The following is a 21,567-nucleotide window of genomic DNA, read 5'->3' on the forward strand; positions in this document are numbered from 1 at the left end:
CCATCCAGTTAGACGTTTCGAAGGGCTGTCCCGCCAGTGGTCTGCATATTGGACTGACTGCGCGCGGGTCAGTCCTTTGTTGTATTCAAACGTATTGCCTATTGCCGATAAACGTATTTTTCGATATAATGTCCACTATACGAGAACAAATGTCTTTTATAGGAGGACGGTCGGTGGGAGAACGATACTTTGTCGTCCGCGAGGACATTTTACCTGAAGCGATCGTCAAGACGATCCAGGTCAAAGATATGCTCCAGCGCGGCGAAGCGGCTACAGTCCATGAAGCGACAGAACGTGTGGGACTAAGCCGAAGTGCCTTCTATAAATACAAAGACGGCGTCTATACGCTTAACCAATTGCAGCGTGAGCGAATCGTTACAATCTCGATGGACTTGGAGCACCGCTCGGGCGTATTGTCCAAAGTGCTGGGCTTGCTTGCCGGCTCAGAAGGGAATGTGCTCACGATTCACCAGACCATTCCGCTGCAAGGATTGGCGAATGTTGTCATCTCTATGGATACATCAGGGATGAATGACGGATTGTCCGAGCTTATCGATGCGATTCGAAGTCAGGATGGCGTACGTAAGACTTCAGTCATCGGACAAGGATAGAACGAAAAGATGGGGGAGACGCATATGAAACCGGTAAAAGTAGGATTGCTCGGACTCGGAACGGTCGGTACGGGTGTTGTTCGCATCGTAGAAGGTCATCAGGTTGATTTGGAAAGCCAGGTTGGCTCGCCGATCATTATCGAGAAGGTGCTCGTACAGAATAAGAGTAAGGCTCGGAGTATTAACATAGATCCCGATAAGTTGACTGAGGATCCATGGGAAATTATTCATAACCCTGAAATCGATGTTGTCGTTGAAGTTATGGGCGGCATTGAGCAAACCAAAGGTTATATTCTTGAAGCGCTTGCACGCGGTAAGCATGTCGTAACAGCCAATAAGGATTTAATGGCGCTACACGGTCCGGAAATTTTGGCAAAGGCGCAGGAGCAGCAGTGCGACATCCTATATGAAGCGAGCGTTGCCGGCGGAATTCCAATCATACGGACACTGATCGAGGGCTTCTCATCCGATCGGATTACGAAAATAATGGGCATCGTGAACGGCACGACCAACTATATCCTGTCGAAGATGAGTCAAGAAGGCGCTGCCTATGCTGACGTGCTGAAGGAAGCGCAGGAGCTTGGTTATGCAGAGGCCGATCCGACATCCGATGTCGAAGGACTGGATGCGGCGCGTAAGATGACGATTCTTGCGACACTCGGCTTCCGAGCGAACGTTGCACTCGAGGACGTCGATGTGAAAGGGATATCGTCGGTTAGCCGCGAAGACATCGCTTACGGTAAGCGGCTTGGCTATGAAGTGAAGCTGCTCGGCATTGCGGAGCGTCAAGACGAGTTTATTAGCGTCAGCGTACAACCGACCATGGTTAGAAACACGCATCCGATCGCGGGCGTCAACGGTGTATTTAACGCCGTTTATGTATATGGCGAAGCGGTTGGAGAGACGATGTTCTACGGAGCGGGTGCAGGCGAGCTGCCGACGGCAACATCTATTGTAGCCGATCTGGTGGCTGTCGTTAAGAATTTGAAGCTCGGCGTCAACGGCAAACAACTGACACTGACATATAAGGAGAAGAAGCTCAAAACGGACGAGCAGATTTCTTCGAAATATTTTATGCTGCTGCATGTGGATGACCGGGCTGGCGTTCTCGCTCGTATTACACAGGCGTTCGCGGACACCGAGGTCAGTCTGGAATCCGTTGTTCAACAGCCTAACCCGTCCCATCCGGAAGCGGAAATCATCATCATTACACATGACGCGAGCAAAGCATCGGTGAACAAGGTGCTTGCGGCGTTCAACGATATGGACGTTGTGAAGTGCGTGAAGAGCGTGTACCGCGTCGAAGGCTAACCAATACCCTTACAATAAAGGAGTCTTAACCGTTTATGAGATACATGGGATTGATACAAACATTCAAAGAGAACTTGCCGGTTACCGACAAGACACCGTTGCTTACCCTTCAAGAAGGCAATACACCGCTCGTGCGGGCGGAAAATTTGTCGGAAGAGCTCGGGCTGGATCTTTACTTTAAATATGAAGGCTTAAACCCTACTGGATCGTTCAAAGACCGCGGTATGGTTATGGCAGTAGCCAAAGCGATGGAGGAAGGCAGCAAGACGATAATGTGCGCCTCTACGGGTAATACGTCGGCTGCAGCGGCGGCTTATGCGGCACGCGGCGGGTTGAACTGCATCGTCATCATTCCGAATAATAACATTGCGCTCGGTAAGCTTGCTCAAGCCATCATATATGGTGCCAAAGTTATTGCCATCGAAGGCAACTTCGACCGGGCATTGGAAATCGTTCGCGAAATTACGGCCAAGCATCCGATTACGCTAGTCAATTCTGTCAATCCATACCGGATTGAAGGGCAGAAAACGGCTGCATTCGAAGTGAGCGAGCAGCTTGGCAAGGCTCCGGACTACCTAGCGATTCCTGTAGGTAATGCGGGCAACATTTCCGCTTACTGGAAAGGCTTTAAGGAGTATCATGCCGCAGGCAAGATCTCTTCTCTGCCGAAGATGGTCGGCTTTGAAGCCGAGGGCGCAATGGCCATCGTCAAAGGAGAGCCAATTGCGGATCCGGAAACAGTGGCGACTGCCATCCGTATCGGTAACCCGGCCAGCTGGAAAACAGCTGTTGCGGCGGCGGAAGAATCAGGCGGGCAAATTAACTTTGTCACGGATGAAGAAATTCTTCATGCTTATAAGACGATTGCTGCACGCGAGGGGATATTTGCGGAGCCTGCGTCGGCAGCCTCTATTGCAGGCGTAATGAAATTGAAGCGCGAAGGCGTGTTCAAGGGCGGCGAGACGGTCGTCTGCGTGTTGACAGGCCATGGTCTGAAGGATCCTAATATCGCGATTAAAAGCGTGAATGCAGAGCCGATGGTCGTTGCGGATACCGAAGAGGCGGTTATGGAGGCAATTCGCAAGCTGGAAGGTGAAGCGTAATGACAGAACGCCGGGTAATCGTGAAGGTGCCGGCCAGTACGGCCAATCTCGGACCGGGATTCGATACGCTCGGCATGGCGCTATCGCTGTATGCTTGGATCGAGCTAGCAGCATCTGAAGATGAAACGGTTATTAACCTTTATGGCAGCGGTTTGGAAGGTGTGCCTAGGGACAAGTCCAATCTGATCTATAAAGTTGCGCAACTTGTATTTAAAGAAGCGGGTGTCGCTGTACCCGAGCTGCATATTTCGATGTACAGCGACATTCCGTTAACAAGAGGGCTAGGCAGCAGTGCGTCAGCAATCGTTGGGGCGCTGGTTGCGGCGAATGCGCTCATCGGAAGTCCGCTAACCGAGGATCGCTTATTCCAGCTAGCAACCAAGCTCGAAGGGCATCCGGACAATGTTGGGGCATCGCTGTTCGGCGGCATTGTCGTCTCCGCTTGGGATGGTACCCGGGCGGAGAAGGTGCGGCTGGAGCCGCATCCGGAGCTGGAAGTGCTCGTTGCTATACCGGCGTTTCAATTGGCTACTGAGAAAGCGCGTCATGCGCTTCCGAAGGAAATTGCAATGGGAGATGCCGTCTTTAATGTCGGCTGCAGTTCTCTTCTTGTTGCAGCTTTTGCAAGCGGTCAATTGGAGCTGATCGGACATGCCATGCGGGACCGGCTTCACCAGCCTTATCGCGCTGCTTTCATTCCGGGAATGGCGGAGATTCTGGAGAAAGCGACGGAACATGGCGCGCTGGGAACTGCGCTGAGCGGAGCCGGACCAACGCTGTTGGCACTAGTCGAAGCAAGCAGTCCACGGAAGGACGAGCTTGAGCAATTTCTGCTTGCAACGCTGCGCAGAGAAGGTATCGAGGCAAAGACTTTATGGCTGAAGCCATGCGCAGGCGGACCAGAGGTAACCACGCTGGTACGCGATGAAGTCGTTCCGGCTTTCATGGAGCGCATTAAAGGAGAAGTCAAGGCATGATTAATGTAGCATTGCTGCCGCAAGGTTCGGTCTCGGACGAAGCGGCCCGTTATCTGTTTGCAGGAACAGAGGTGGACCTGAACTACCATAAACTCATTGCGGATGTTTTTCTATCGACAGCTAACGGCCGTACCGATTACAGTGTCATTCCAATCGAGAACACGATTGAAGGATCCGTAAGCTTGCATATGGATTGGATCGTTCATGAGGTCGATCTCCCGATTCAGGCGGAGTGGATCTATCCATCCATTCAAAATTTAATTGGTCGTCTCGATGAACTCGCCGGCGATAATCAAGCGGTTGATTACAGCCGCGTTGTGAAGGTGTTAAGCCATCCTGTCGCTATGGCGCAGTGCCTGCAATACATCCGCGAGCATCTGCCTCACGCTGACCTTGAGCATGTGAGCAGCACCGCTGAAGCCGTCAGAATCGTACGCGATCACCCTCAGAGCGGTTGGGCGGCGATCGGCACTACGATAGCAGCGGCAAACAACGGATTGGATGTCTTGGACAAGGGCGTAACGGATCATGATAACAATTACACACGTTTCCTTCTCGTTGGCGAGAAGCCGTTCACGGTCCGATCCTCGGAGAAACAAAAGACAAGCATCCTCGTTACGCTGCCGGAGGATTTCCCTGGTGCCCTGCATCAGCTGCTTTCGGTATTCGCATGGCGCCGCATTAATCTATCGCGCATCGAATCGCGCCCAACGAAGAAGAAGCTGGGCAACTACTATTTCTTTATTGATATCGAGATGTCGCTCGATTCCGTCTTATTACCGGCTGCTTTCACCGAAATCGAAGCGCTGGGCTGTCAAATCCGAATTTTAGGTAGCTATCCGAGCTTTACATATGAAGGCTAACGAAAGGTTCAATTAACCTGGAGGTGTTTACCTATCATGGCAGAGCAAGTTATCTATTTAAACGGAGAGTTCGTCACGAAAGAAAATGCAAAAGTCTCGGTATACGATCATGGCTTTCTATACGGAGACGGTATATTTGAAGGCATTCGCATCTATAACGGGAACATTTTCAAATGCAAGGAGCATCTTAATCGACTGTACGATTCAGCCAAATCGATCATGCTGGACATTCCCCTCTCCTATGAAGAGATGGAGGCAGCATTAGTGGAAACGATTCAGCGCAATGACATGCAGGACGGTTATATCCGCCTCGTGGTTTCCCGCGGACCGGGCAATCTGGGGCTTGATCCGAAACGCTGCCCGAGTGCATGGGTTATCATTATTGTCGAACAGCTGGCGATTTACCCTGAGGAGGCGTATAAGAACGGCTTGATTTCGGTCTCGGTATCTCAGCGCCGCAATATTCCGGATGCGCTTAATCCTAAGATCAAATCCTTGAATTATTTGAATAATATTCTCGTGAAGATTCAAGCTAATCTAGCCGGCGTCGGCGAAGCCATTATGCTTAATTCGCAGGGCTATGTAGCCGAAGGGTCCAGCGACAACATCTTCATCATTAAGAATGACGTGGTATACACGCCGCCTTGTTATGTTGGAGCGCTTGAAGGAATTACGCGAGCGGCTATTATGGAACTATGCGATAAACTGGGCTATACGCTGAAAGAGATTCCTTTCACATTGCATGATGTTTATGTTGCGGATGAAGTCTTCTTCACGGGCACGGCAGCGGAAGTCATTGCGGTTCGCGAAGTAGATGGACGTACGATCGGCACAGGGAAAGCGGGTCCGATTACCACGCATTTGCTGGAAGAATTCCGCAAGCTAGTCGATATCGATGGCGTGCAGGTGTTTAAATAACGAATAGAAAGTTGAGGCTCTTGCCGGCGGTATGCCGGACGGGTCTCAATTTTTTTTTGCCTCTTGGGGGGACACTCGCCCACGTTCTGCATAGGATGTAGGGATTGATAACGGGCGATTGCCTGTTACGAATGTAAGAACGTGTCAGGAGGTTAGTGGCGAGTGAAAATTCATATTGTGAAAAAAGGCGAATCATTATACTTGATCGCACAGAAGTACGATGTCTCGCTGGAAGAAGTGCTGAAGCTTAACCCGAACATCACGAACCCGGACGTGATTGATGTCGGAGAGAAAGTGAAGATCCCTTCATCGAAGCCTGCCGACATGAACATTCTACACCAGCATGTGGTGGTTCAGGGCGACACGCTGTGGAAGCTGTCTAAGGCTTGGGGTGTACCGTTAAGCGACATGATCAAGGCAAATCCGCAGCTGAAAAACCCGAACGTGCTGCTGACAGGTGAAGTGGTCAATATTCCGAAGCCGGGAATGACGGCCACGTTACCGGGCACGAATGAATCCCAGAGTGAAGAAGGAACGCATCATCCGCTTCATCCGATGTCTGTGATGCAAGGCGTTCAAGGCTTGATGGGCAAAATTCCAACAGGCAAAATACCTACAGGAGCGCTTGGAGCGCTTGTCGGTAAGAAACCAACGGCTCCGATCGCGACAAACGTTCCTAAAGCGGAGACGGCACCGAAGGAGGTTCCTTCACCGGTACCAGCGCCTGCATCCAATCAGGCACCGGATGTTTCGTCGAACGTTACGCCGAATGTATCGCCTAATGTACAGCCTAATATATCGCCGAATGTTAACGTTGCACCGAACATCGCTCCTAATGTAGCACCAAATGTGTCGCCTAACGTAGCGCCAGCTCCAATGCCGCTGCAAAAACCTGCGGCAGAAAAGCCAGCAGAGAAGAAGGGTTACCCGGTACATGTACAATATGAGCAGCACATCGATTTATTTCAACAATACGGCGTGCCTGCGACTGAAGTGATGTCACTATATGATATGCCGACAATGCCGGAGGCTGTGTCTCCTGTACAGATGGGTCATCATGGCTATGGTTACGGTCAGCCGCAAGTCTCGCCGACAGCCGGCGGCTACGGCTGGCAGCAGCCGCTCGTCAGCCCAGCCTCGCAAGGAATGCCGGATTGGTGTCCACCCGAGAATCTTGGAGCATCTACGCTGCCATGGGGAGCGCCGAATCCTGTTCCGCATGGCTATGGTTACCAAGCCACGCCTTACCAAGAGACGGGTTTGAGCCCATTCGGGATGGGTGAAGATTGCGGACCTTATGGACTGTCGCCGATGAGTGAAGGCCCGCATGGATACGGATATGGCTCCGGAATGGTGTCGCCGATGAGTGAAGGCCCGCATGGATACGGATATGACTCCGGAATGGTGTCACCGATGAGTGAAGGCCCGCATGGATACGGATACGGCTCCGGAATGGTATCACCGATGAGTGAAGGTCCTTATGGTCAAGGATATGGATATGGTCCATCGGGTATATCTCCTGCAGCGAATAGTCCTTGGAATATGCCGTTCGGCCACGGACAAGGGCAGATGAATCCGAGTCAAACGGCCGAGACATCCGAGAAGCCTTGCAAATGCGGTTGTAAAGATAAACGTGAAGATTCGGAAGACGACGAGCCGGAAGCGAAAGTGAAGCTGTCGCATAGCAATAAGACAGCGGCCCCCCGCAAACCTGCCAAGAAAGCCGTCGTACACTCATCCCGCCCCGTGACGCCCAAACGCCGAAGCGGAAGTCTCCCTTGGATTAATCAATAACTATTGTTGAACGGGCTGGGCGTGAACAAAGAATTTATTGCGGACTCTCCAAGGCTAAATTGGGGAGTTTTTTCTTTGTGCATAGGGACGCTTCACTTATTCCATGCATATTTCCCCAGAGGTGGAGAGAGACTAACAAAAAAGGGGAAATGGGGAGTTCCGATATGAAGGAATTCAGCCTCTGGAAACAATTAAAGAAACGTCTGAGGCGAGGAAGAAGATCCGTTCTGACATTGGGCTGTTTGCTGGGAATGCTCACGCTTATGATGCCGCATACAGCTCTTGCGGCGAATGCGCTGCAGCAATCCGCTCATCCGGTCTTATTGCCCGCGCTGGCAAAGGTTAACAACCTGGACCGGATTGAAGTAAATGAGCCAAGCCGGAGCGTTATTGCGAAGCTAGCATCGCAGGAAGGTCCTTTCACGGTGAAATTGCATCGAACCTATCTGTGTGGTGAAGAGTGGAGCGCACTCGGCAGCGTGGATGCGAATACGGTTATTCGCATGCTCAGGCAGCATCCTGAATGGATGGCCATGTTAGATAAGGACGGCACCGTTACGATGGAACAGAAGATTGACGACTTATCCGAGGGATGCAAGCGCAGCGCTTACTTTAGCGTCGATAAAGCAGGGAATCTGTCGCTGTTTGACGGTCCGCCCAAAAAAGAAAAGGTTCTGCGAACCTTCTTTCAGCTCGATGTCCAGTACATGGAAAGCAGTCTTCCCAAAGAGCGGCTGGAGCAGCTTAACAACGGCATACGCGTCAGCGATAAGGACGAGTATAACAGCGTGCTGTCGACCTTCAGCGACTATGCGCTCGATCAAAGCGAGCGAGTCATGAAACCAACCTATTGATGCGATAGAAGAGAAAGGAGGGCACGAGCTGCCGTCCTTTTTTTGTTGCGCGGCGAAAGGTATGACGATGTGGAACAAAACGCGTGTTCTCATTCCCGGAATCATTTGCTATAATAAGAGGAAGTCCTATTTTTAATAATTCCCTATGGCGTGAGGAGAGAACCAGGTTGCGCGTACTAGGCATAGATCCGGGCATAGCGATAGCCGGGTTCGGTTTTATTGATAAGATCGGGAGCAAGCTTGTTCCCGTACAGTACGGCTGCATTGAAACGGAAGCGCACACGCCTCAAGAAACGAGACTGAAGCAAGTCTATGATTCGGCCTGCGCGCTGATGGATAAATACAAGCCGGACACAGTTGCAGTGGAGAAGCTGTTTTTCAACAAGAATGTCACAACCGCGTTTGCGGTTGGACAAGCGCGGGGCGTAATCATCTTGGCGGCCGCACAGCGGGGACTCCCGGTTACGGAGTATACGCCGCTGCAAGTAAAGCAGGCGGTTGTCGGCTACGGAAGAGCGGAGAAACGCCAGGTGCAGGAGATGGTTCGCATGTTTCTGAAGTTGTCGGCTATACCTAAGCCGGACGATGTAGCGGATGCGCTTGCCGTCGCGATCTGCCATGCCCATTCATCCGTACTCACACAAAAAATTAACGAGGTGACCCGCCGGTGATCGATTATGTAAAAGGCAGGGTCGTGCATTGGGATACCGAATATGTCGTTGTCGATGTTCGGGACATAGGCTATCGTGTGTTTACGCCTAATCCGTACAGCTTTGCCAAGAGCGACGACGATGTCACGATCTTTACACATCATCATGTCCGTGAAGATGCTACATATTTGTTTGGTTTCACTACAAGAGAAGAGCAATCCATGTTTCGCAAGCTGCTCGAGGTCTCCGGCATCGGGCCGCGCGTTGCGCTGGGCATATTGGCCGGCGGAAAGCCGGAATCGGTAGCTGCTGCGATTAAACAGGAGAATATCGGATTCCTAACCAAGCTTCCGGGGATCGGCAAGAAAACAGCGCAGCGTATGGTTCTGGACCTTAAGGACAAGCTGGATGCCTTTCATACGGGCTTTGCTTCGGCTGCTGTCGGGTTGGCGACGATGGACGATCTGTTCTCGGAGCCGGAAGGGAATGCAGACGGCGGCAAAGCTTGGCAGGAAGCAAGGGAAGCGCTTATGGCACTCGGCTATACGTCTGCTGAGCTTGAACGGGCATGGCATTCGCTGCAAGAAACGGTTAAGCCGGACGAGACGGTTGATTCGCTCATGAAACGAGCGCTTCAGCAGTTGTTTAAAGGTTGAGTGGAAAGGGGGATACGCCTATGGAAGACCGGATTATTTCCGCCAACCTCATGATGGAAGATGCTGCGGTGGAGCTTAGCTTGCGTCCCCGTTATTTAGCTGAATATATCGGTCAGACCAAAGTGAAGGATAATTTGAAAGTATTCATCGAGGCGGCCAAGTTCCGCAAAGAAGCATTGGATCACGTACTGCTCTATGGGCCTCCCGGCCTTGGGAAGACGACGCTGTCGAACATTATTGCCAATGAACTGGGCGTCAATTTGCGAACAACCAGCGGGCCGGCTATCGAACGCCCCGGAGATCTGGCCGCATTGCTGACGAATTTGCAAGAAGGCGACGTCCTTTTCATCGATGAGATTCACCGTCTGCATCGTACGGTTGAAGAGGTGCTGTATCCGGCCATGGAGGACTTTGCGCTTGATATTATGATCGGCAAAGGCCCTAGCGCCAGGTCGGTGCGGCTCGAGCTGCCGCCGTTTACCCTTATTGGCGCGACTACTCGAGCAGGTCTTCTCTCGGCGCCGCTGCGCGACCGGTTCGGGGTCGTGAGCCGCCTCGAATTTTACACAGTAGACGAGCTCGCTTACATCGTATCGCGCACTTCGGAAATTCTCGGCGTCGGCGTTGTTGGAGAAGCGGCTCGCGAAATTGCGATGCGCTCCAGGGGGACGCCGCGCATTGCCAACCGTCTGCTCAAGCGGGTTCGCGATTTTGCGCAGGTGCGCGGGGATGGAATTATTACGCATGAGCTTGCCCGTGATGCGATGGAATTGATACAAGTAGATCCACTTGGTCTCGACCGTATCGATCATAAGATGCTCGTAACGATGATTACCCATTATCGGGGCGGACCTGTCGGTCTGGATACCATTGCAGCAACAATCGGTGAGGAGAGTCAGACCATCGAGGATGTCTATGAGCCATACTTGATGCAGATCGGTTTTCTGCAGCGGACGCCTAGAGGTCGAGTTGTTGCTCCGCAAGCCTATCGACATCTAGGCTTGCCGGTGCCGGAACAGTTCGGCGGAGGAGCAGGACAGGCTGAGGATGTGAATTAATGGAGAAGCTTTACGTACTGTATGATAATCAGTGCAGGCTATGCTTGGCGAGCGTTAAACGGCTCAGGGAACTTCACACGTCAGCCGAGCTTCGTTTTGTCTCCATTCAATCTTATCTGGAAGGAACAAGCGAAGCAGTTCCGGAGTTCGGCTCCATCGATAAGGAAAGGCTTCTTGCCAAGCTGCATGTCGTGGATGAAGCAGGACGCGCTTATGCGGGAGCGGACGGTGTCGTCCGGATCATGCGGACGTCTAGGGGATTATCTTGGATGGCCGTGCTGTATAGAATTCCTGGGATGAACCGGTTGGCTGATATCTTGTATCGCTATGTTGCCAAGCGGCGTTATGACTGGTTTGGTAAGACGGATGAAGGCTGTGAGAATGGTGTATGCGCCTTGCCTAATCATCATCCGGAAGATAGGAGGATGAACGGCAAATGAAAATCGTGGATGTAAGCGGCAGCCAGACCGCTTACGATAGCCAGCGAAACCGTTCAAAGCCTATACGGTTATTGCTGCTGCTCGTGTCGCTGCTGCTTCTCGTATCCGTGTGGACTGTGTGGCCTTCGCAAGGGGCTGTACCGAAGCTTGAGACGATACGAGTCGCTCTGTTTATCGAACACGCAAGATATAAGCTTAATACGGCATCGGCAACCTTCACATCTGCTGGTGCCATGGCTGTGGGCGTCAGGCAGCCTGCCGGGGTGAAGACGCTGCTTCAAACGAAGGCCGGTGCAACCATCCGCTTTACCTTGGATGACTATAAGGTGAAGGTCGCGGAAACATCCGAGTTCACAACCGCGCTTGCCATGGTCAAACGATTGAAAGCAGCAGGCGGGACCGGATTCTTAACTTCCGTGTCCAAAAACAATGCAGCTTTCTATCAAATCCTCGAAGGATCATACCGGAGTGCAGCTGAAGCGAAGACGGCTTCGGAGCGTTGGAGCAAGGACAGTGTGCTCGCGGGTCTGAAAGGCGCTTCCAAAGTCGAGTTGATGGGGCCTCTTCATTATGAATCGGGAACGTTTGCATCCCAAACGGAAGCAGAACAAGCGGCGGGAGCTTTCCGCGGTTTGGGGGTTGACGCTTTCGCGGCGATGAAACAAGCAGGCAATGGATCGGGACAATATACGGTTCTCGTTGGAGCAGCCGTCGATCAAGCCGGCTTGAATGCCGTGAAGGCGAAGGCAGCTGGCGGGGGGACTCTGAAAGCCGCGGATGCCAGCACGGTGTATGTTCTCATACGCGATGACCACTCCATATCGGAGTCGGCAAAGTCTTCAATGCCTTTATATTCGGTACCCTTGACCGGTACGAAGCTATGGGTATCGACGGATGCCGCAACCGGCATTAAGCTGGCTGAGCGTTATGGCCGTACATACCGTGGGCAATTTGAACTGAGTGGGCTAAGCAGCAAGCTGGCGGTTATTAATGAGCTGCCGTTCGAGCAATATTTATATGCTGTCGTAGGCGGAGAGATGCCTGCATCCTGGCATGCCGAAGCGCTTAAAGCCCAAGCAGTGGCGGCAAGGACCTACGCGATTTATCAAGGGTTCGGTTTTCAAATCGCGCATGTCGTGGATACGACACTTAGTCAAGTATACGGAGGCATCGGTGCGGAGAAGCCGGCGACGATCAAAGCGGTTGACGCGACGAGCGGTGAAATCGCGATGCACGGCGGCAAGGTGATCGAATCGCTGTTCTCATCCAGTGCAGGGGGAGCAAGCGCCGACGCCTCAGAAATATGGGGTAACGTCGTCCCTTATTTGAAGTCAGTTACAAGCCCCGATCAATCTTCAGAGAAAGGGCTGATGTATTGGTACAGGGTCGTGCTGCCGAGCGGTGAAACAGGTTACATCCGTGAAGACTTGTTGGAAACGACAGCAGATACGACGGCAGCGGGAAGCAAGATCATGCGGGTTAAAAGTGACGGAGTCATGGTTCGGCCAATCCCGCTCGTACAAGATAATGTTCCGCCGGTCGGCCAAGTTGGACGCAATACGTCAGTCGTTGTGCTGGAACGCGTTATTCAATCCAACGAGATGTCGTGGGTACGCGGTCCCTTCACACCGGCTACGCTCCTTTCCTCAATGAATAAGATATCGGCAGCGGTCCAAGGCCCGGTACGCACACTGGAAGCAGGCAGCAAGGGCCCTTCGGGACGCTTGACAGAGCTGCTTGTGAATGGCAGAGCGCTTGAAGTGAAGAACCCGGATTCGTTCCGTTCGGCTCTGGGCGGTCTTCCGAGCACAAGGCTCGAGATTGACGAAACGGCGAGAATGACGATAGCTGCATCCGGAAACCGGGTCTCTGAACGCCCGAAGGACAGCGGTGCGCTGATGGTGCTTGGCGGAGACGGAAAACCCGCGGAGCCAAGCGGCGGAAACCTGTTCATCCTGAATGGTCAAGGAGACATACGCGCGGCCACGAAGGAACCGACTTTCCGGTTCATAGGGAACGGATACGGTCATGGCGTCGGCTTATCTCAATACGGTGCCCGCGGATTGGCAGAATCAGGGTATGACTATAAGTACATTTTGCAATACTACTATAGAGACGTATCGATCGTTAAGGAATGAGACTATTCGATGAATGTTGACGAATTTGATTTTGAATTACCGGAATCACTGATTGCCCAGACACCGCTGCTGGAACGAACGGCCTCAAGGCTTCTCTCACTCAGCAAGGACTCGGGTGCAATCGGGCATCACCGCTTCACGGAGCTTGCCGATATGCTGCAACCAGGCGATACCCTCGTTTTGAATGACACACGCGTTCTGCCTGCACGTCTACTAGGCGTCAAGTCGGACACAGGGGCCAAAGTGGAGCTGCTGCTGTTGAAGCAGATCGAAGGCGATCGCTGGGAGACGCTGGCCAAGCCTGCGAAACGGCTCAAGCTGGGTGCTAAGCTGGCTTTCGGAGACGATGGGACAGGTAATCCACTCCTGAGCGCCGTTGTGACCGGCGAAGGAGATATGGGTTCACGCGTAGTGGAATTTCAATACGAAGGCATATTTCAAGAGCTGCTTGATCGCCTTGGCGAGATGCCGCTGCCACCGTATATTAAGGAACGTCTTAATGACAGGGAGCGATACCAGACGGTATATGCCAAGCACGAAGGTTCGGCTGCTGCGCCAACAGCAGGGCTCCATTTTACACAGCCGTTCCTCGATCAGCTGAGCGCTAAAGGCGTTAATATCGCATATGTGACGCTCCATGTTGGACTAGGCACGTTCCGGCCAATGTCCGTAGAACGGGTAGAAGAGCATACGATGCATGCCGAGTACTATGAATTGAGTGATTCGACGGCATCATTATTGAGGCAAACGAAGGCAAGAGGAGGCCGTGTTGTAGCCGTAGGCACGACATCAGCACGTACGCTTGAAACTGCAGCGGCGCGCTTCCCTTCCGGCGATGTTCAAGCCTGCAGCGGCTGGACCGATATCTTTCTATTCCCGGGATACTCGTTTAAGCTGGTCGATGCTCTTCTTACGAATTTTCATCTGCCGAAGTCGACGCTGGTCATGCTCGTCAGTGCTCTGGCAGGACGGGATCACGTGATGAACGCTTATCGCGAGGCAATCGACAAGGAATATCGTTTCTTCAGCTTTGGCGACGCAATGTTTATCTACTAAGGATTGGACGAATGTATAATGGCGATCAAATATGAGTTAATCAAAGTATGCAAGCAATCGGGAGCCCGTTTAGGTAGGATTCATACACCTCACGGTATTATTGACACCCCTACCTTTATGCCGGTGGGCACACAGGCAACGGTAAAGACAATGAGTCCGGAAGAGCTCAAGCAGATGGATGCGCACATCATATTGAGCAATACGTATCATCTGTTCGTCCGTCCCGGACACGAAATCGTGCGTCAGGCCGGCGGTCTTCATAAGTTTATGAACTGGGATCGTCCGATCTTGACCGATAGCGGCGGCTTTCAAGTGTTCAGCTTAAGTAAGATGCGCAAGATCAGGGAAGAGGGCGTTGATTTTCGTTCCCATCTGAATGGAGACAAGCTGTTCATCTCACCAGAGAAAGCAATGGAAATCCAGAACGCACTCGGCCCAGACATTATGATGGCGTTCGATGAGTGTGCACCATATCCGGCAGAGTATGATTACGTGAAGCAATCGCTCGAACGTACGACACGCTGGGCCGAGCGCTGCTTGAAATCACATGCAAGACCGCATGATCAAGCTCTCTTCGCTATCGTGCAAGGCGGGATGTACGATGATTTGCGCCGTCAGAGTGCGTCCGAGTTGACTTCCATGGATTTCCCGGGGTATGCTATTGGAGGATTAAGTGTCGGAGAACCAAAAGATATCATGTATAGAGTGCTGGAAAGCACGGTTCCGCTGCTTCCGGCGGACAAGCCCCGTTATCTGATGGGAGTCGGTTCACCGGATGCGCTGTTGGATGGCTCCATCCGCGGAATCGATATGTTCGATTGCGTACTTCCGACTCGCATTGCGCGTAATGGAACGACGATGACGAGCTCAGGACGGTTGGTCATTCGCAATGCGAAATTTACGGATGACTTCGGTCCGTTGGATCCAGAGTGTTCCTGCTATACGTGTACGAATTACTCGCGCGCGTATCTCCGTCATCTCATTAAAGCGGACGAGACATTCGGTTTACGGTTGACTACGTATCACAATTTACATTTCTTATTGCAGCTCATGCGGGACGTACGTCAAGCGATTATGGAGGATCGGCTGCTCGATTTCCGGGATGCCTTCTTCGCCAAGTACGGACTGCTTGACAATGATAAAGGATTTTGAAAGGGGTGAAATCAATGTGGGTAGCAGCTGAGACTGGTGGTTTAGGCGGTTTAGGGGCGCTTGGCTCCATTCTACCGTTCGTGTTAATGTTTGCGGTTTTCTATTTTCTCCTTATTCGTCCGCAGCAGCGTAAACAGAAGCATCGGAGCGCTATGCTAAACCAGCTGAAGAAGGGCGATAAAGTCGTCACGATCGGCGGGATGCATGGTACGATCTTGGAAATTACGGATGATGTGGTAGTTCTTCGCATCAACGATACGACGAAGGTCACGTTTGACCGCAGTGCGATTAATAATGTGTCGTCGAGCGCCGCAGCGCCGGTTGAGAAGAAAGAAGACAAAACGGAAGAAACGAAGGCTTAATTCATGCAGCTTTCGGTGTGAGTGATACATAAGACGGTCAATTCCGCCGGCATGTAAGAAGTGAATACGGTCATGCATATGTTATAGGTAAAGCGGAGATGGGGCGATAGCCTCGAATCTCCGCTTTTTTTTTACGCCTGATATCGCGCGACAAGAAGTTGAGCCCGCTCGAGCATGGTCTCCCTCAGAATCGCAGGTTCAAGTGCTTCCACGGTAGATGCAAATGAAAATAAAACCTCGCAGGCCACCTCGATAGAATCAAATACGACCTCGACCTCGAGTAAATGTTCTGGGGATACATCTTCGACACGCAAGGAAGGAGTGTCTCGAACTGCTTGTACGTTAACGTATCGAATTCGTTTAAGTTTGGCGAGCTGATCCTCCTCCATCCGCAATAACGCATGGAACCGCGGCAGCTGTTCATAGAAAGCAGCGGTTGACGCTTGCCACCATGCAGCCAAATCAAAATCAACGGGGCGGTCGTAGTGATCGCCGGTCAACCTAGCTTCTGTGATACGAGATATACGGTATGTTCTCGTTTCCGTATCTACGGTAGCAATCATATACCAAACCTTTCCCTTGGCAACGATTCCTAATGGTTCGGCGATCCGTACTACGGTTTGATCCCCTTTGTTATAACTAAATTCAATTCGATGATCATTCCATACCGCTTCTTGGATAAGAGACAACCAAGGAGTCGGTTCATGATGGTTGTTCCAGCCGATCCCGTCAATATGAAGCCTTTCACGTATGCGCCTCACGTCAGATAAATGCTCGGACGGCGCGGCAGTGACCAGCTTGATCAGCGCAGATTCAAGCTTAACACGCAGATCCGTATCGGTGGGCAATCGGACGGAAGCGGCAAGCAGCAGGGCTTGAAGCTCCTCGCGGGTTAATCCCGTCAAATCGGTCTTGTAGCCCTCCATCAGCCGCCAGCCGCCAACTGATCCGCGGTCGGCCATAACAGGTATGCCGGCTGAGCTAAGCGCCTCCATATCGCGGTGAATCGTCCGTTCCGAAACTTCGAGTCGTTCGGCGAGCACCTTTGCGGTTATTAACCCGGAATCCTGAAGCATAAGAAGGATGGAAAGCAATCTATCGCCGCGCATAGCAACGCTCCTTTAATTTCGGATGAAGACAATCAAGCATCTGTTCTAGTATAGCTTACGAATCAGGACATCTGCTGTCATATATGGAATGAAAAAACCACCATGCCGTCATAATGGCGGCATGGTGGTCTGCATAACATTTGATTAACACGTATCAATTACTTGGCATCCTCTTGAGCATATGTGAGCTGGGCGAGACGCCGCTTTCCGCTGCGGCTGCGCAGGAACAATCCAGCCTTGCTAAGATATATGCCTGCTGTCGATGCGAACAGACCGAGCAGTAGGCCGCCGAGCATATCAATAAGCCAGTGGATCCCCAGATAGAAAATGGCGAATATGACGATTGCCGCGCAAATGCTGCAAAACCAAGCCCAGCGCTTGTTGCCAGACCGAAGTGCCAGAACGGCTAGCGTGACGGAAATCGAGGTATGCAGGCTGGGAAAGCAATTATTGAGTCCAGAAAGGGCACGATATTCGGTTTCGAAATTAGGGAACACGTCAAGCATGAGAAACCGGACGCTTGGATCATGAGCCCATACCTCATTGACCGGGAAGAAGAAGTAGAATGGAATGGCTACCAGATAATTGATCATGATCGCATAACATGTTGCATAGTACATTTGTTTTGTTTTGTCCTGAAACGTATAGATCCCGATGGATGCAATGAGCATGGCTTGAAAGACAACGACGTATACAAAAGAAACGACCAAGGTGAGAATCTCGTTCTCAAACGTATGCTGCAGATTGCTGACGAAGCTGCCTTCAATAGATTGAAAGAACGAAGTGAAATCAACGGTATACGAAGTCATGTTATTCTCTATCATGAGTTCGATTTTATTTAAGAATAGAATCGCCATCAATGCAACAAAATGTAACAAATAGGCCCTTGAGGTGGCAAGCTCTTTTAGAAAAAGACCGCCGATCCGAAATGGATTTGTCAATGCTCCGTACCAAAGCAAGAGAATGACGACAAGCGTGGTATAAATGGCTACGGTCGTCATATTGTCAAACAAAATCATGGCTAGTCTTTCCCCCCAAAATAAGTAGCAAATCCGTTCGTCGATGTACTCGGTCTAGTATAGCACAATATAAAGGGGAGTTCATAATCGACCAACTATTTCCAGTAAGAAGTGATAGACTATCGTCTCGTATTAACACCAATCATACCGCCGAGGGAACCGCAGGCGAGCGTTTCCGCTAATACGGTAAGCGATCTTCCATTGATCCCGGCATTGGAGGCAAGGAAGCCGATAAGCAGAATCAGGAGACCATACGCAGCGCCGAGGAACCCACCGTAATACCATCCGCGTTTGCTGGACCGTTTACCAGCAACGAACCCGCCGGCAAAGGAAGCGAGCGCATGCACGATCATGCTGTACATTGGGAGCTGGTCTTCCTGCAGGTTCCCCCAGCGGAGTAAAGCAGACAGGACAAGCGCACCGACAGCCAGCCATATGGCCGCGTACAAAACACCGGAGAGCATGGGCGAAGCAACATGTACCTTGGGTGGAGTCTTTAACGAATTCACCGTTTTCATTTCGTTCCTCCTTAAGTTTTGTGAAGCTTAAGCTTCACGAATTCTCTTCGCAACAAAACAACTTCGAAAGCATGGACTAAGTTTTGTGAAGCTTAAGCTTCACGAATTCTCTTCGCAACAAAACATCTTCGAAAGCATGGACTACATTTTTGTGAAGCCTGAGCCTCCCGGTAATGTACATATTGCGGTATAACTTCGTTCGTAAGCATGATTAGTACACCATATGGTCAAGCAGGCATAAATAGTACAAGGAGTTCGCGTATAAGATGACTTATTCCTGAATAAGGAGTAATCCGTGATAGTGCATGTTCTCTAAGTTGCATGAGCTAAGGGCCAGCTGGATTTGCTGCCATATATTCGATATACATCCTCCGTATGACGATCATGGTCTCCGGTGACAATAGCTGTACGGCGGCCAAGGTAGGAGTCACGCCTGGGACAATAAAACGAAGGGAGCGGTTCCGCTTGGATCTGTGGGATCACGTTATCCGTACGTTTACGATTTATTTTATCGTGTTCCTGGTCATTCGTTTGATGGGGAAAAGGGAAATTGGAAAGCTGTCCGTATTCGACCTCGTCATCTCCGTCATGGTGGCTGAAATTGCGGTCATCGTCATTGAAGATACAGACCGGCCATTCGTTCATGGCGTAATCCCGATGGTGGTGCTTCTGGTTGTTCAGGTCGGTTTGGCTTTGCTTACGCTAAAGAGCCGTAAGCTGCGGCATTTTTTCGATGGCAAACCAACGGTATTGATTGACCGGGGTGAGATTAGTCGTGATGCGTTGCGCAAGCAGCGCTATAACTTGGATGACTTGATGCAGCAGCTGCGGGAGAATCAAGTGGCTTCCGTATCAGAAGTTGAGTTTGCGATCTTGGAGACGACAGGCAAGCTTTCGGTCATCCAGAAGAAGGATGGGGATTACTCGTCAAGTCCCGCAGAAGCCGGACAAACGTCCCCGCCCAGAAGCGCTGGGCAATTAAATTTCCCGAAAAATTATCGTTTCGAGACGCTGCCTGTTCCGCTCATTATGGACGGGAAGCTGATGAACGACAATTTAGTATCCCTAGGAAAAGACCGGTTCTGGCTTAATAACCATTTGAAAGAAAATGGTGTTTCGGATTTCAAACAGGTATTTCTTTGTACCGTTGATCAGCGTGGGAGATTGTATATCAATAAACAGAAAGTGCCGCGAACGTAACCTTCGCAAGGAGCGAAGGAAGTTGGCGGCCTCTTTCTGCTTAAACAGGTTTGCTGAACCAATGTCCGATAAGCGGGATCCGGGCAAGATCATAACGGTTGATGATTCCGAGCAGTATCATGAGGAGCAGATAAACGACAACACCTGCCATACAGGCCATAATAAGGTTATGCCAAAGTGCCGGCAGTGCCTGGCGGTTCATAACCCACAGGGCTGCAGCACCCATGATAACCATCGCAGCACCGACCTTGACGAAATCAAGGAGCTGCATCCGAAATCCTACGAAGCGGTAGACGCTGATAGCGTGCAAGACCGTAACCAATACAATATTGACATTAATGGCGATCAGGGCGCCGTAAATGCCGAGCTCAGGATCCGACGCCAGCTTGATAATGAGCAGCAGCTTCACAACTGCTCCGATAAACGTGTTAAGAAGCGCTGTACCTGGTTTATTGAGCGCTTGCAATGAAGCTTGCAGCGGCGCCTGCAAATAAATAAACAATCCAATAGGTGCCATCAATAAAAGCATAGGGGCGATATCGGCATGATTGTATAAGATCCGGCAGATCGGTTCGGCAAAGAGGGACATCACGACGACGAAGGGGGCGCCGGATACGAGTGCGAGGCGCATCGATTGATGAAGCCGCTTGTGAATCAACGGCCGATTCCCTTGTGCGGCCGCCTCCGACAGTGAGGGCACTAACGATACGGCCAGCGAATAGGTAAGCGCTGTCGGCAGCAGGAGTATGGGTATGATCATGCCCTGCAGAGAGCCGTATTGGGCAGTCGCAACACCTGTTGCGATCCCGGCCGCGGCAAGTGCGCGAGCTGTCAGTATCGATTCCAATAAATAGGAAATCGAGCCGATCATCCTGCTTGCCGTTACAGGTACAGATAGTCCGATAAGCCGACGCAGAACCGGCTGCCGTTTCATCGGCATACCCGCTTTTGAGAAGGACTTCGGAAGAGGCGCAGCTGTAAGAGTCTCGTCCTTAGTTGTCTCTGCTTCCGGTTCATGTTTTTTATGGCGCTTGTATTGCCAGAGCAATATGGCAAGTCCGGCAATTTCCCCGGCAACGACGCCAAGCATAGCGCCTGCAGCAGCCCAGGCCAGTCCATAAGGAAGCAGCATAACGGCCAATAGCAGCTGAAAGACAATTCGGAAAAGCGTCTCGATGGTTTGCGATACAGCGGTCGGGACCATATTCTGCATGCCTTGAAAGTACCCGCGATAAACAGAGGAGATCCCGACGATGATAAGCATGGGACTCATGCTTAGGAAAGTCTGGTAGACGCGGGAATCAGTCAGCAATGTCCTTGTTACCCAAGGGGTTAGCCATAGGAATACACCAGTGAGAACAACGGATATGGTTACCGTCAGTCCCATTGCAGCCCGGAAAATATGCTTTACTCTTTTCGTGTCGCCATTCGTTTGCGCTTCAGCAATCCACTTTGCAACAGCTAACGGAATTCCGCCTGTAATCAGTGTCAGTAGGACGATAAGAAAAGGGTAGCCCAATTGATAAAGACCGACACCTTCAGCCCCTATGATCCGAGGCAATGCGATACGCGGGGCAAAACCGAGTATCCGGTTAATGACGCCGGCCGTGAGCAGGATCAGCGCTCCTTTTATAAACGATTGTTTAGTCAAGGCGAATTCCCTCTCTTTTCTAGGGTCGAGTGATAATAAGACTAGTCCATGCTCAAGCATATGCACGGCATGTCCGTTTCCATGTCTGTTACATGCTGGTAAAGCGTTATTTTATTAACACTCCAGC

The 21,567-nt window shown here is 51.3% G+C and carries 21 protein-coding genes; 17 read left to right on the top strand and 4 right to left on the bottom strand.

The genetic code is table 11. The features are described from left to right. The first annotated feature begins 173 nt into the window (after positions 1-173). The 16 genes from NNL21_RS19325 (at position 174) to yajC (ending at position 15,943) form a co-directional block, all read left to right on the top strand. Entirely contained in the window at positions 174-611 is a 438-nt protein-coding gene (locus tag NNL21_RS19325; RefSeq protein WP_204818839.1) for an ACT domain-containing protein, read from the top strand. A 24-nt stretch (positions 612-635) separates the two neighbouring features. Continuing rightward, positions 636-1,922 carry a homoserine dehydrogenase gene (locus NNL21_RS19330; protein ID WP_204818840.1) on the top strand — a complete coding sequence of 429 codons (1,287 nt, stop codon included), beginning with the start codon at positions 636-638 and terminating at the stop codon, positions 1,920-1,922. Positions 1,923-1,957: 35 nt separating this feature from the next. Continuing rightward, the gene (thrC, locus tag NNL21_RS19335) at positions 1,958-3,025 is read left to right on the top strand and encodes a threonine synthase (protein WP_204818841.1); all 1,068 of its coding nucleotides are present in this window, start codon (positions 1,958-1,960) and stop codon (positions 3,023-3,025) included. Further along, complete coding sequence (gene thrB / locus NNL21_RS19340; RefSeq protein WP_204818842.1) at positions 3,025-4,002, top strand: homoserine kinase; 978 nt, start codon at positions 3,025-3,027, stop codon at positions 4,000-4,002. The genes thrC and thrB overlap by 1 nt, the downstream gene beginning before the upstream one ends. After that, positions 3,999-4,865, top strand: coding sequence for a prephenate dehydratase (gene pheA, locus NNL21_RS19345; protein WP_204818843.1), 867 nt, complete (start codon positions 3,999-4,001; stop codon positions 4,863-4,865). Before thrB ends, pheA begins: the two co-directional genes overlap by 4 nt. 36 nt (positions 4,866-4,901) lie before the next feature. Continuing rightward, a complete protein-coding gene (gene ilvE, locus NNL21_RS19350) occupies positions 4,902-5,783 on the top strand; it encodes a branched-chain-amino-acid transaminase (protein ID WP_204818844.1) in 882 nt (293 codons plus the stop codon). A gap of 162 nt (positions 5,784-5,945) precedes the next feature. Continuing rightward, a complete protein-coding gene (locus NNL21_RS19355; protein WP_256555335.1) occupies positions 5,946-7,577 on the top strand; it encodes a LysM peptidoglycan-binding domain-containing protein in 1,632 nt (543 codons plus the stop codon). A 164-nt stretch (positions 7,578-7,741) separates the two neighbouring features. After that, on the top strand, positions 7,742-8,431 hold the full coding sequence (locus tag NNL21_RS19360) for a BofC C-terminal domain-containing protein (protein WP_204818846.1): 690 nt from the start codon (positions 7,742-7,744) through the stop codon (positions 8,429-8,431). Between the two features lie 167 nt (positions 8,432-8,598). Next, positions 8,599-9,102, top strand: coding sequence for a crossover junction endodeoxyribonuclease RuvC (gene ruvC / locus NNL21_RS19365; protein WP_204818847.1), 504 nt, complete (start codon positions 8,599-8,601; stop codon positions 9,100-9,102). Then, positions 9,099-9,737, top strand: coding sequence for a Holliday junction branch migration protein RuvA (ruvA, locus tag NNL21_RS19370; RefSeq protein WP_204818848.1), 639 nt, complete (start codon positions 9,099-9,101; stop codon positions 9,735-9,737). Before ruvC ends, ruvA begins: the two co-directional genes overlap by 4 nt. 20 nt (positions 9,738-9,757) lie before the next feature. Continuing rightward, the gene (gene ruvB / locus NNL21_RS19375; protein ID WP_204818849.1) at positions 9,758-10,795 is read left to right on the top strand and encodes a Holliday junction branch migration DNA helicase RuvB; all 1,038 of its coding nucleotides are present in this window, start codon (positions 9,758-9,760) and stop codon (positions 10,793-10,795) included. Continuing rightward, positions 10,795-11,235 (top strand): thiol-disulfide oxidoreductase DCC family protein, encoded by a 441-nt coding sequence (locus NNL21_RS19380; RefSeq protein ID WP_204818850.1) that lies wholly within the window; start codon positions 10,795-10,797, stop codon positions 11,233-11,235. The genes ruvB and NNL21_RS19380 overlap by 1 nt, the downstream gene beginning before the upstream one ends. Further along, positions 11,232-13,373 (top strand): SpoIID/LytB domain-containing protein, encoded by a 2,142-nt coding sequence (locus tag NNL21_RS19385; RefSeq protein ID WP_204818851.1) that lies wholly within the window; start codon positions 11,232-11,234, stop codon positions 13,371-13,373. Before NNL21_RS19380 ends, NNL21_RS19385 begins: the two co-directional genes overlap by 4 nt. Before the next feature lie 9 nt (positions 13,374-13,382). Then, positions 13,383-14,429, top strand: a complete 1,047-nt coding sequence (gene queA / locus NNL21_RS19390) for a tRNA preQ1(34) S-adenosylmethionine ribosyltransferase-isomerase QueA (RefSeq protein WP_204818852.1) — start codon at positions 13,383-13,385, stop codon at positions 14,427-14,429. 18 nt (positions 14,430-14,447) lie between these two features. Next, on the top strand, positions 14,448-15,581 hold the full coding sequence (tgt, locus tag NNL21_RS19395) for a tRNA guanosine(34) transglycosylase Tgt (RefSeq protein WP_204818853.1): 1,134 nt from the start codon (positions 14,448-14,450) through the stop codon (positions 15,579-15,581). A gap of 14 nt (positions 15,582-15,595) precedes the next feature. After that, positions 15,596-15,943, top strand: a complete 348-nt coding sequence (gene yajC, locus NNL21_RS19400; protein WP_204818854.1) for a preprotein translocase subunit YajC — start codon at positions 15,596-15,598, stop codon at positions 15,941-15,943. Positions 15,944-16,074: 131 nt separating this feature from the next. Here the strand turns inward: yajC and NNL21_RS19405 are convergent, their stop codons facing one another. From NNL21_RS19405 to NNL21_RS19415, 3 genes are all read right to left on the bottom strand, one after another. Next, positions 16,075-17,052, bottom strand: coding sequence for a helix-turn-helix transcriptional regulator (locus tag NNL21_RS19405; protein WP_204818855.1), 978 nt, complete (start codon positions 17,050-17,052; stop codon positions 16,075-16,077). 158 nt (positions 17,053-17,210) lie between these two features. After that, positions 17,211-18,071, bottom strand: coding sequence for a phosphatase PAP2 family protein (locus NNL21_RS19410; RefSeq protein WP_204818856.1), 861 nt, complete (start codon positions 18,069-18,071; stop codon positions 17,211-17,213). 119 nt (positions 18,072-18,190) lie between these two features. Beyond that, positions 18,191-18,589 (bottom strand): TIGR04086 family membrane protein, encoded by a 399-nt coding sequence (locus NNL21_RS19415; protein WP_256555336.1) that lies wholly within the window; start codon positions 18,587-18,589, stop codon positions 18,191-18,193. A 465-nt stretch (positions 18,590-19,054) separates the two neighbouring features. Between NNL21_RS19415 and NNL21_RS19420 the strand changes: the two genes are divergently transcribed. Then, a complete protein-coding gene (locus NNL21_RS19420) occupies positions 19,055-19,789 on the top strand; it encodes a DUF421 domain-containing protein (protein ID WP_256555337.1) in 735 nt (244 codons plus the stop codon). Positions 19,790-19,829: 40 nt separating this feature from the next. Here the strand turns inward: NNL21_RS19420 and spoVB are convergent, their stop codons facing one another. Next, entirely contained in the window at positions 19,830-21,440 is a 1,611-nt protein-coding gene (gene spoVB, locus NNL21_RS19425) for a stage V sporulation protein B (protein ID WP_204818857.1), read from the bottom strand. Between the last annotated feature and the right edge of the window lie 127 nt (positions 21,441-21,567).

It is taken from the genome of Paenibacillus mendelii (assembly GCF_024498075.1).
Taxonomy (GTDB): Bacteria; Bacillota; Bacilli; order Paenibacillales; family Paenibacillaceae; genus Paenibacillus_Z; species Paenibacillus_Z mendelii.

Coding starts and splice junctions, on each gene's coding strand:
- queA (WP_204818852.1), top strand. CDS start 13,383: ATGAATGTTGACGAATTTGATTTTGAATTACCGGAATCACTGATTGCC.
- pheA (WP_204818843.1), top strand. CDS start 3,999: ATGATTAATGTAGCATTGCTGCCGCAAGGTTCGGTCTCGGACGAAGCG.
- thrB (WP_204818842.1), top strand. CDS start 3,025: ATGACAGAACGCCGGGTAATCGTGAAGGTGCCGGCCAGTACGGCCAAT.
- NNL21_RS19380 (WP_204818850.1), top strand. CDS start 10,795: ATGGAGAAGCTTTACGTACTGTATGATAATCAGTGCAGGCTATGCTTG.
- NNL21_RS19410 (WP_204818856.1), bottom strand. CDS start 18,071: ATGATTTTGTTTGACAATATGACGACCGTAGCCATTTATACCACGCTT.
- ruvB (WP_204818849.1), top strand. CDS start 9,758: ATGGAAGACCGGATTATTTCCGCCAACCTCATGATGGAAGATGCTGCG.
- ilvE (WP_204818844.1), top strand. CDS start 4,902: ATGGCAGAGCAAGTTATCTATTTAAACGGAGAGTTCGTCACGAAAGAA.
- NNL21_RS19405 (WP_204818855.1), bottom strand. CDS start 17,052: ATGCGCGGCGATAGATTGCTTTCCATCCTTCTTATGCTTCAGGATTCC.
- tgt (WP_204818853.1), top strand. CDS start 14,448: ATGGCGATCAAATATGAGTTAATCAAAGTATGCAAGCAATCGGGAGCC.
- NNL21_RS19385 (WP_204818851.1), top strand. CDS start 11,232: ATGAAAATCGTGGATGTAAGCGGCAGCCAGACCGCTTACGATAGCCAG.
- NNL21_RS19360 (WP_204818846.1), top strand. CDS start 7,742: ATGAAGGAATTCAGCCTCTGGAAACAATTAAAGAAACGTCTGAGGCGA.
- thrC (WP_204818841.1), top strand. CDS start 1,958: ATGAGATACATGGGATTGATACAAACATTCAAAGAGAACTTGCCGGTT.
- yajC (WP_204818854.1), top strand. CDS start 15,596: ATGTGGGTAGCAGCTGAGACTGGTGGTTTAGGCGGTTTAGGGGCGCTT.
- NNL21_RS19415 (WP_256555336.1), bottom strand. CDS start 18,589: ATGAAAACGGTGAATTCGTTAAAGACTCCACCCAAGGTACATGTTGCT.
- NNL21_RS19330 (WP_204818840.1), top strand. CDS start 636: ATGAAACCGGTAAAAGTAGGATTGCTCGGACTCGGAACGGTCGGTACG.